The sequence below is a fragment of the Streptomyces omiyaensis genome, assembly GCF_014650895.1.
GTDB lineage: Bacteria > Actinomycetota > Actinomycetes > Streptomycetales > Streptomycetaceae > Streptomyces > Streptomyces omiyaensis.
Genome location: NZ_BMVV01000011.1, coordinates 227,097 through 236,711, shown reverse-complemented (window position 1 = coordinate 236,711; position 9,615 = coordinate 227,097). Strand labels below are relative to the sequence as shown.

10 protein-coding genes are annotated in these 9,615 nt (G+C 74.1%); 2 read left to right on the top strand and 8 right to left on the bottom strand.

Features of this window, described 5'->3' with window-relative positions:
• From IE287_RS20575 to IE287_RS20565, 3 genes are all read right to left on the bottom strand, one after another.
• Window positions 1-239, bottom strand: a 239-nt coding sequence (locus IE287_RS20575; RefSeq protein ID WP_189850567.1) for an ATP-binding cassette domain-containing protein, incomplete at its 3' end; no start/stop codon positions are given.
• A gap of 87 nt (window positions 240-326) precedes the next feature.
• Complete coding sequence (locus IE287_RS20570; protein WP_189850566.1) at window positions 327-1,169, bottom strand: DUF4097 family beta strand repeat-containing protein; 843 nt, start codon at window positions 1,167-1,169, stop codon at window positions 327-329.
• Window positions 1,170-1,265: 96 nt separating this feature from the next.
• Entirely contained in the window at window positions 1,266-1,781 is a 516-nt protein-coding gene (locus IE287_RS20565) for a toxin-antitoxin system HicB family antitoxin (protein ID WP_189850565.1), read from the bottom strand.
• A gap of 597 nt (window positions 1,782-2,378) precedes the next feature.
• Between IE287_RS20565 and IE287_RS20560 the strand changes: the two genes are divergently transcribed.
• Both IE287_RS20560 and IE287_RS20555 read left to right on the top strand, forming a co-directional pair.
• Window positions 2,379-3,446 (top strand): chitinase, encoded by a 1,068-nt coding sequence (locus IE287_RS20560; protein WP_189850564.1) that lies wholly within the window; start codon window positions 2,379-2,381, stop codon window positions 3,444-3,446.
• A gap of 125 nt (window positions 3,447-3,571) precedes the next feature.
• On the top strand, window positions 3,572-4,981 hold the full coding sequence (locus tag IE287_RS20555; protein WP_189850563.1) for an amidase: 1,410 nt from the start codon (window positions 3,572-3,574) through the stop codon (window positions 4,979-4,981).
• A gap of 440 nt (window positions 4,982-5,421) precedes the next feature.
• Here IE287_RS20555 and IE287_RS20550 read toward each other — a convergent pair whose 3' ends face one another.
• The 5 genes from IE287_RS20550 to IE287_RS20530 form a co-directional block, all read right to left on the bottom strand.
• On the bottom strand, window positions 5,422-5,640 hold the full coding sequence (locus tag IE287_RS20550) for a hypothetical protein (RefSeq protein WP_189850562.1): 219 nt from the start codon (window positions 5,638-5,640) through the stop codon (window positions 5,422-5,424).
• 30 nt (window positions 5,641-5,670) lie between these two features.
• The gene (locus IE287_RS20545; RefSeq protein WP_189850589.1) at window positions 5,671-6,603 is read right to left on the bottom strand and encodes an ABC transporter ATP-binding protein; all 933 of its coding nucleotides are present in this window, start codon (window positions 6,601-6,603) and stop codon (window positions 5,671-5,673) included.
• A 62-nt stretch (window positions 6,604-6,665) separates the two neighbouring features.
• Window positions 6,666-7,688 (bottom strand): ABC transporter ATP-binding protein, encoded by a 1,023-nt coding sequence (locus tag IE287_RS20540; RefSeq protein WP_189850561.1) that lies wholly within the window; start codon window positions 7,686-7,688, stop codon window positions 6,666-6,668.
• A complete protein-coding gene (locus IE287_RS20535; protein ID WP_189850560.1) occupies window positions 7,688-8,674 on the bottom strand; it encodes an ABC transporter permease in 987 nt (328 codons plus the stop codon). Before IE287_RS20535 ends, IE287_RS20540 begins: the two co-directional genes overlap by 1 nt.
• Window positions 8,671-9,603 carry an ABC transporter permease gene (locus IE287_RS20530; RefSeq protein WP_189850559.1) on the bottom strand — a complete coding sequence of 311 codons (933 nt, stop codon included), beginning with the start codon at window positions 9,601-9,603 and terminating at the stop codon, window positions 8,671-8,673. The genes IE287_RS20535 and IE287_RS20530 overlap by 4 nt, the downstream gene beginning before the upstream one ends.
• Window positions 9,604-9,615 lie beyond the last annotated feature (12 nt).

The following is a 9,615-nucleotide window of genomic DNA, read 5'->3' as shown; positions in this document are numbered from 1 at the left end:
GCGACGGTGGCCTGGCCGGAGTCGGGGGTGACCAGGGTGGAGAGGATCTTCACGGCGGTCGTCTTGCCGGCGCCGTTCGGGCCGAGCAGCGCGAAGACCGTTCCGGCCGGGATGTGGAGGTCGACTCCGTCGAGGACGACCTTGTCGCCGTACGACTTGCGCAGACCGTTCGCCGTGATGGCGGGGGGAGCCGGGCGGCCGTCCGCCTGACTGGGCATGAGCATGACAGAAGAAGGCATGGGGCCCTCCGATCGAAGGGTGGGAGGAGGAGGTGGGAGGTGCCGGGGGAGGGGGCCCGGGGGCCCGGTGAGGGAGGGGCCGGGGCGTCAGTCGCGGGCGCGGCGGATGTCGATGTTGCCCCAGTTGGTCCGTGCCCGGATCGTGACGGAGGTCTCGGTCGCCTCCGGCGCCTCGGAGGAGGCGAGCGCGTTGCGCACCTGCCCCCGGTGGGAGCTGACGTCGAGCCAGGCGGCGGTGCCGTCCCGGACGCCGATCTCGATGGAGCCGTTGGAGGTCTCCAGCCGGACCTCTCCGCTGGAGACCTCGGCGACCCGGAGGTTGCCGTGCGTCGTGGTGCCCGTGACGCCGGCCCCGGCGCGCGCGATCTCGACGGAGCCGTGGGCGCCGTTCACCCGCAGTTCGCCGGTCACGGCGTCGACGACGGTGCTGCCGTGCGAGTTCTTCAGGACGGCGGTCCCGGCGATCGTGCCGACGCGCACGGTGCCGGTGCTGGTGGTGATCTCGGCGGGGCCCTCGACGCGGTCCACGGTGCTCGAACCGTGCGACACGTTCAGCGTCAGCGGGCCCGTGGTGTCGAGGCGGACGTCTCCGGCCGAGATCTTCACCCGGGTCTCGCCGAGCCGGCCCTCGCCGAGGACGGAGGCGCCGGTGCCGGTCACGTCGATGAGGGAGCCGGCGGGCAGGTCCACCGCGATGTCGACGGTGCCGCCCCGGCCGAGCAGGTTGGCCTTGGGCGTCCTGACGGTCAGGACACCGCCCACGCAGGCCACGTCGGTCTGCTCGGCCGCCCGCACGTCCAGGTCCTTCTTCGGGTTGCGCGGCCGCACCTCGACGACGGTGTCGGGGCGGTCGGCCGTCGTGAACTGCAGCGAGCCGGCGTAGACGTACGCGGTGACGGAGATCGGTGCGGGAGTGTCGAAAGAAGGCATGGCTGTCCCGTCCTCTGGGGTCGTCGGGTCGTCCCCGCTGGTGGGGGCCGTGAGGGGTGGCTCGGTGGGAGGGGGTGCTGAGGGTGGGTGTGCGGGCTAGCGGACCCAGCCCGTGATGCTCTGTCCGGTGGTCCGGGGCTTCTCCGCCGCACGGGGTGCGCCGCCGCCGACGGCGGCCGACACGGCCCGGACGAGCCAGGCGTTGACCGACATGCCCTCGCGGGCGGCGGCCTCCTCGGCGCGGGCCTTGAGGTGGGTCGGCAGGCGCAGGTTGACGCGGGCGGTGCCGCCCTCGTCGCCCTCGGCGGCGGCCGGGAGCGGGAGGGGTCCGGAAGGGGCGACCGGTCCCGTCGGGGTGCCGCTGTCGGTGGGCGGCGGCGTGACGACGAAGTCGGGGTCCAGTCCGCGGAGCCGCACGTCGACCGAGCCGGGGGCGAGCTCACGGGTGATCTCGTCCATGGCGGCGGAGAGCACGTTGAGCATGGTCAGGCGGGTCGCCGACTCCAGGGGGGCGGTGAGTCGCTCGGCCAGCTCGCGGGCTTCGTCGCCACCGGCTTCGGCGGCCACCGCGAGTTCGCGGCGGAGGCTGTCGACGTACGGGGTGAGGTCCATGACGTCATCATGGCACCACTATGGCGCCATGCACAACCCATGATGGCGCCAAGTGGCACCATCAGGCCTTTCTCGGCGTCATGGGTGGCGTCAGGTGCCGCCACATGGCGCCGAGCGGTGCCGTCTGGTGCCGAGTGGTCGGCCGGGGGCTCGGGGCGCTGCCCTGTGATCCCAACGGCCTTGCGCCGCCTCGGTTTTTACCCGGGAAAGACGGCTCTGGGCGGGGTGGCCCTCCTCGTCCGTGGCGATGGCGAGGCGGCTCCGTGCTCCTGTGGGGTGGGGTCGTGTGGCGCCATGTGGCGTCACGTGACGCCTTGGTGGCGCCATCTGGCGTCATCGCGCACCACGCGGTGCCACGTGGTACCGCTCGCCGCCCGTTGTCACCCGGGCGGCGGTCCGGATGGTCTCGGCCCTGCTCGTCCGGCCCCTCGCCCCCCGCCCCGCCGACGGGCTCGGTGGCCGGCTGTCACCGCTCCCGCCGCCCGAGGTCAACTCGCTTCACCGCAGGGGTGGTTGACGCTAGGTCTGGACCAATCTACGGTCTGCTGGAGCGCGCGCCACGCCCCGGACCGACCCCCCACGTCCCAAGGAGCACGCATGCCAGGCTCACGGATCGTCCGCGCCCTCGGAGCGGGCCTGAGCGTCACCGCCGCCCTGCTCGCCACCGTCGTCGCCCCCGCGCAGGCCGCCCCCGCCGGGGCCGCCGCCGACACCTGCGCCCTCAAGCCCAGGCCCACCGGGAAGGTGCTCCAGGGCTACTGGGAGAACTGGGACGGCGCGGCCAACGGCGTCCACCCGCCCTTCGGCTGGGTCCCCATCGACGACGCCCGGCTCGCCGCCCACGGCTACAACGTCATCAACGCCGCCTTCCCGGTGATCCGTTCGGACGGCACGGTGCTGTGGGAGGACGGGATGGACAACACCGTCCGCGTCTCCACCCCGGCCGAGATGTGCCGCGCCAAGGCCGCGGGCGCCACCCTGCTGATGTCGATCGGCGGCGCCGCCGCCGGCATCGACCTCAGCTCCCAGGCGGTCGCCGACCGCTTCGTCGCGACGATCGTCCCGATCCTCCAGAAGTACAACTTCGACGGCATCGACATCGACATCGAGACCGGCCTCGTCGGCAGCGGCAGCATCACCACCCTCTCCGCCTCCCAGGCCAACCTGATCCGCATCATCGACGGCGTCCTCGCCCGGATGCCCGCGGGCTTCGGCCTGACCATGGCCCCCGAGACCGCCTACGTCACCGGCGGCAGCGTCGCGTACGGCTCGATCTGGGGGGCGTACCTCCCGATCGTCAAGAAGTACGCGGACAACGGACGTCTGTGGTGGCTCAACATGCAGTACTACAACGGCAGCATGTACGGCTGCTCCGGCGACTCCTACGCCGCGGGCACCGTCGCCGGCTTCGCCGCCCAGACCGACTGTCTCGACCGCGGCCTGGTCATCCAGGGCACCACCATCCGCGTCCCCTACGACAAGCAGGTCCCCGGTCTGCCCGCCCAGCCCGGCGCGGGCGGCGGCTACATGTCGCCCACCCTCGTCGCCCAGGCGTGGAACCGCTACGGGGGCAAGCTCAAGGGCCTGATGACCTGGTCGGCCAACTGGGACGGTTCGAAGAACTGGACCTTCGGCGACAACGTCAAGCGGCTCCAGGGCCGTTAGCCCTCGACGGCCCCGCCCCGCCCCACCCCGCCGCACGACCCCGCACCCCGCCCGGCCCTCGCGTGTTACCCGTGGGTACGCCATGATGACGGCATCCAACCACGACACCGGGGGCTGAGGCAGCGGTGACTTTCGAGAAGCGGACCACGGTGCACGCCTTCCGGGACGACTCCCTGGGCGAGCACGACGCCGTCGGCCTGGCCGAGGCGATCCGGCGGCGCGAGACCAGCCCCGCGGAGGTCGCCCGGGACGCCGCCGCCCGCGTCCGGGCGGTCGCGGAACTCCGGGCGGTGCAGATCCCGCTCGACCCGCCGGAGCTCCGCGGCGGCACCGAGGGGGCCTTCGCCGGCGTCCCCACGCTGGTCAAGGACAACACCGACTACGCGGGCCTGCCCACCGGCCACGGCAGCGCCGCCTTCACGCCCGGCCCGGCCCGCCGCCACGCCCCCTTCGTCCGGCAGCTCCTGAGCACCGGCGTCACGGTCCTGGGCAAGACCCGGCTGCCGGAGTTCGGCTTCAGCCCGACCACCGAGTACGAGTCGGCCGAGCCCGTCCGCAACCCCTGGCACACCGGCCACTCCGCGGGCGGCTCCTCCGGCGGCGCCGCCGCGCTCGTCGCCGCCGGGGCCGTCCCCCTCGCCCACGCCAACGACGGCGGCGGCTCCATCCGGATCCCCGCCGCCTGCTGCGGACTCGTCGGACTCAAGCCCACCCGGGGCCGCGTCGTCGCCAACGACCAGAGCAGGCACCTGCCGGTCGACCTCGTCACCGACGGCGTGGTGACCCGCACGGTCCGGGACTCCGCCGCCTTCCTCGCCGCCGCCGAGCGCCACCACCGCAACCCCGGGCTGCCGCCCGTCGGCCTGGTCGAGGGCCCCTCGGACCGCCGGCTGCGCATCGGCTACCTGCTGGACTCGCCCAACGGCGTCCCCTGCGACGACGACACCCGCGCCGCCGTCACCGACACCGTCGCCACCCTGCGGGGCCTCGGCCACACCGTCGAGCCCGTCGTCATGGACATCGACCCCCGCTTCACCGAGGACTTCCTCACCTACTGGGGCATGCTCTCCTTCCTCCTCGGCGCCACCGGCCGCACCCTCGGCGCCGACTTCGACCGGCACCGGATGGACGGCCTCAGCCGGGGGCTGCGCGAGGAGTACGTGCGGCGCTGGCGCGACACCCCCGGCGTGGTCCGCCGGCTGCGGCGGACCAAGGTGGCGTACGCGGCGGCCCTGCGCGGCCTCGACCTCGTCCTCACCCCGGTCCTCGCCCGCACCACGCCGCCGATCGGGCACCTCGCGCCCACCGTCCCGTACCCCGTCCTGGTCGAGCGGATCCTGGAGTACGTGGCCTACACCCCCGTCGACAACGTGGTGGGAACGCCGTCGCTCTCGCTGCCCAGCGCGCGCACCACGGCCGACGGGCTGCCGGTCGGCGTCCTGCTCTCCGGTCGCCCGGGCAGCGAACGCACCCTGCTCGAAGCCGCGTTCGCCCTGGAGGCCGTGCGTCCCGTCCGCCGCATCCAGGACGCCTGACACCGCCCCCGGCCCCGGGGAGGGCCGGAGCCCGGTCCCCCTGGCGGAGCCGCGCGCGGGAGCGTGACGGCCGCCCGGCACTTCTTCTCCGCGCGGTCCCGCCGGCCGGCCGGGCGTCGTCCGGCGGAGGTCCGCCCCGGTGTCTCGGGGGCGCGGCGCCCGCGCGCGGACGAGGCGCCCGTACCCGCGCACGCGGCGCCCCGGCCCGAGTACCTGCCGCGGCCGTTCCGAGTACCGGTCCGGATTCCGTGCCGGGCGGGCCGGTGGTCGACTGGGGGCATGACCACGGCGACCGGCGACGGCACCCGGAACACCGGCACCCGGAACAGCGACTCCGCTACCGTCACCCGTACCGACCCCACCTGGTGGAAGGCGCCCCTCGGGGTGACGCTTCCCGGACTCCCGCTCCTGGTGGGGGAGTTCGCTTTCTTCGGCGGCGGTCACACGAGCGGCCTCGACGTGACGAGGGGGATCGCCGCCGTGCTGCTGGTGCTCTGCTGGCTGCCGCCGTACCGGCGCTCCTTCCGGGGGGTGAGGATCGCCGCCGCCTCCGCCGCGCTGCTCCTGATCGCGGCGCCCTGGGCGATGGCCCTGCTGATGGGCCTGGCGATGTCCTCCGGCGGACCCGGCCCGGGACGCGGACCGGGGTTCGGCCCCACCCGGGACTCGGCCCCGCCCGGGGCCGGGGCTCAGTCCTGCTCCGGGAAGTGGCAGGCCACTTCCCGGGGTTCGCCGGGCGCGAGCGGTCGCAGGGCCGGCGCCTCGGCGCGGCAGATCGCCCGGGCCTTCGGGCAGCGCGGGTGGAAGGTGCAGCCCGGCGGGGGAGCGGCGGGGCTCGGCGGGTCGCCGAGGAGGGTGATGCGCTCCCGGGCCCGCTCGGCCGCCGGGTCCGGCAGCGGCACGGCGGAGAGCAGCGCCCGGGTGTAGGGGTGGGCGGGGGCCCCGTACACCCGGTCCTTGGCGCCGATCTCGACGATCCGGCCCAGGTACATGACGGCGACCCGGTCGCAGACCCGCTTCACCACCGACAGGTCGTGGGCGATGAACAGGTAGGAGAGGCCGAGCTCTTCCTGGAGCCGTTCCATCAGGTTGACGATCTGCGCCTGGACGGAGACGTCGAGCGCGGAGACCGGCTCGTCGGCGACGACGAGCCGCGGGCCCGTCGCGAGCGCCCGGGCGATGCCGATGCGCTGCGCCTGGCCGCCGGAGAACTCGTGCGGGAAGCGGTCGGCGTGCTCGGGGATGAGCCCGACCAGCTCCATCAGCTCCAGCGCCCGCCCGCGCGCCTCCGTCGCCGGACTCCCCTGCACCAGCAGCGGATCGGCGATGATCCTGGCCACCCGCTGGCGCGGGTTGAGGGAGGAGTGCGGGTCCTGGAAGACCATCTGGATCTCGCGCCGGAGCGGTTTCAGGGCCCGTTGCGGGAGGTGGGCGATGGGCCGGCCGTCGTACTCGACGGAGCCGGCGGTCGGCTCCAGGAGCCGGACGATCATCCGGCCGGTGGTCGACTTGCCGCAGCCCGACTCGCCGACCAGGCCGAGGGTCTCGCCCGCCGCCAGGTCGAAGCCGACCCCGTCGACGGCCCGCACGGGCGCCGAGCGGCGGCGTCCGGGGAAGGTCATGGCGAGGTCCCGGACCCGCAGCAGCGGCGGGGCGGGGTCCGTGCCGGGGAGGGGCGTCGTGGTCACGTTGCGGTCCCTTCGTGCGCGGCGGTGGCCGGGAAGGAGGCGAAGTGGCAGGCGGCGGTGTGGTCCTCGGGGCCGCCGGGCGCGGGCCGCTCGGTCGCGCACCGCTCCCGCTCCCCGGCGGTGCCGGCCGCCGCGCGGGCGCAGCGGGGCGCGAAGGCGCAGCCGGGCGCGGGCTCCAGGAGGGAGGGCGGGGTGCCGGGGATGGCCCGCAGCGGCACGTCGTCGGGGTCGTCGAGCCGGGGCAGCGAGTCGAGCAGCCCGCGGGTGTACGGGTGTGCGGGAGTGGCGAACAGGGCGTCCACCGGGGCCTGTTCGGCGGCCCGGCCGCCGTACATGACGAGCACCTCGTGGGCGACCCGGGCGACCACGCCCAGGTCGTGGGTGATCATCACGATGGAGAGGCGGCGTTCCTGCTGGAGCCGGGCGAGCAGGTCGAGGATCTGGGCCTGGACGGTGACGTCGAGCGCGGTGGTCGGTTCGTCGGCGATGAGCAGGTCCGGTTCGCAGACCAGTGCCATGGCGATCATGACGCGCTGGCGCATGCCGCCGGAGAACTGGTGGGGGTGCTCCCCGGCCCGGCGCTTCGGTTCGGGGATGCCGACCTCGGCGAGCGCCTCGATCGCACGGGCCCGGGCGGCGGACCGCCGGCTGCCGAAGTGGACCCGGTGGTGCTCGGCGATCTGCTCGCCGACGGTGTAGTAGGGGTGGAGGCTGGACAGCGGGTCCTGGAAGATCATCGCCATCCGCCGGCCGCGCAGCCGGTTGAGCTCCGGCTCGGACAGGCCGACGAGTTCGCGTCCTTCGAGGGCGACGGAGCCGGTGACCTCGGCGCCGGTGTGCAGGCCCATGACGGCGAGCGAGGTCACGGACTTGCCGGAGCCGGACTCGCCGACGATGCCGAGGGTGCGGCCGTGCGGCACGTCGAAGGAGAGGGAGTCCACGGCCCGGACGGGGCCGCGCGGGGTGCGGAAGGCGACACCGAGGTTCCGGACGGTCAGCAGGGGGGAGGGCTCGGCCATCAGTACCTCACTCGCGGGTCGACGACGGCGTACAGCAGGTCCACGGCCAGGTTGGCGACGACGATGAAGGCGGCGGCGAGCAGCGTCACCCCGAGGATGACCGGCTGGTCCCCGGTGCTGAGGGCGCCGTAGAAGAGGCGTCCGACGCCGGGGAGACCGAAGAGGGACTCGGTGATGACGGCTCCGGCGAGGAGCCCCCCGAGGTCCATGCCGAAGAGGGTGAGCACCGGGGTCATGCCGGCCCGCAGGCCGTGCTTGACGACGACCGTGCGGCGCGGCAGCCCCTTGGCGCGGGCGGTGCGGATGTACGGCTCCGCCATCGACTCGATCATCGAACCGCGGCTCTGCCGGGCGTACATGGCGGCGTACAGGACGGCGAGCGCCACCCACGGCAGCAGCAGGTTGGAGGCCCAGGAGAGCGGGTCGGAGGTGAGGGGGACGTACTGCGGGTAGGGGAGCAGCCCGGTGAGCCGGATCAGTCCGTGGATGAGCAGGACGGAGGTGAAGTAGACCGGCAGGGAGGCGGCGGCGACCGCGCCGACCATCAGTGCCCGGTCGGTGAGGGTGTCCTTGCGGAGCGCCGCGGTGACGCCGGCCGACAGGCCGAGGGCCAGCCAGAGCACGGCGGCGCCGGCGGCGAGCGAGGCGGAGACGGGGAGGCGGTCGACGAGCAGGTCCCAGACGTTCTCGCTGTTCTCGTAGGAGTAGCCGAGGCAGGGGAAGTCGCACCGGAGGGCGTACTGGCCGGTGCCCATGGTCCGGCCGGTGAAGACGCCGGTGACGAAGTCGGCGAACTGGCTCCAGACCGGCCGGTCGAGGCCCATGTGGGCGCGGATCGCCTCCAGGCGCTCGTCGCTGCACGCCTTGCCGCAGGCGGCGGCGGCCGGGTCGGAGGGCAGGACGTAGAAGATGGTGAAGGTGACGGCGGCGATGGCGAGGAGGACGCCGAGCACCTGGAGGAGCCGGCGGCCGAGGTAGAGGATCACGTGCGGCTCCCCCGGGGGTCGAGGACGTCGCGCAGCGCGTCGCCGAGGAGCGTGAACGCGAGGACGGTGAGGAAGAGGCAGAGGCTCGGCACCAGGAAGTACAGGGGGTCGGTGTCGTAGTAGGCGACGGACTCGGCGATCATCTGGCCCCAGGACGGGGTGGGCGGGCGGACCCCGACGCCGAGGTAGCTGAGCGCGGCCTCGGTGGCGATCATGCCGGGGACCATCAGCGTGGTGTAGGCGATGACCGGCCCCGCGACGCCCGGGAGGATGTCGCGGGCGAGGATCCGCCAGGGCCCCGAGCCGCCGACGCGGGCCGCGTCGACGTACTCGCGGTGCTTGAGGGAGAGGGTCTGGCCGCGGACGACCCGGGCGAGGCCGGGCCAGCCGAAGAGGCCGATGACGAGGGTCATCAGCAGGATCCGGTCGACGTCCCGGGCCACCGACATCATCGCGATCATGAAGATGAGGGAGGGGAAGGACATCGTGAGGTCCATGAGACGGGAGAGCACGGTGTCGGTGCGGCCGCCGAAGTAGCCGGCGGCGATGCCGGCCGTGGTGCCCGCGAGGACGACGATCGCGGTGGCGGCGAAGGCGATCAGCAGGGAGACCTGGGCGCCGTGGACGACCCGGGCGAACAGGTCGCGGCCGGTGACGGGTTCGACGCCGAGCCAGTGCTCGGCGGAGACGCCGCCGAGCGGCCCGATCGGCAGTCCGCCGAGGTACGGGTCGACGGCGGACTTGTCGAACTCCTCCGGGCCCCAGCCGCCCAGCGAGCCGATCAGCGGGGCGGCGACGGTCATCAGCGCGAAGAGGGCGACGACGGCGAGGGAGACCTTCAGGGAGGCCCGGCGGCGGAGTTCCGCGCGGACGAGCCGCCAGGCTCCGCCGCCCCCGTGCACCGGAGGGGAGGTGGTGGTCGTGGTCATGGGGAGGGCGTC